At 69.9% G+C, this 239-nt stretch carries 1 protein-coding gene; it reads right to left on the minus strand.

Annotated features, from left to right (window positions below):
• Nucleotides 1-139 (minus strand): glycosyltransferase (locus E5W70_RS32885; protein ID WP_292665534.1); only part of this gene is annotated, 139 nt, incomplete at its 3' end.
• Nucleotides 140-239 lie beyond the last annotated feature (100 nt).

Raw genomic sequence — 239 nt, forward strand, 5'->3', positions numbered from 1 at the left:
CGGCAAAGCGCTCGGCGCGGTCGTCGGTGGCCAGATGTACCGCCCAGCCGCGCGCCTTGAGCTCATGTGCCAGCGCCTCGGCCGGGAACAGATGTCCGCCCGTTCCGCCTGCCGCCAGAAGGATAACCCCCTTCGCCATCTCACTCCGCCGGCATCGCACGCGGCGACGGCATGAAGCCCAGCTGCTTGCGCTTTTCCGGGCGCTTGCGCGTCAGCGCCAGCACCATGCCCATCGGAGG

This window comes from Mesorhizobium sp. (assembly GCF_005063415.1).
In the GTDB taxonomy this organism is placed as follows: Bacteria; Pseudomonadota; Alphaproteobacteria; order Rhizobiales; family Rhizobiaceae; genus Mesorhizobium.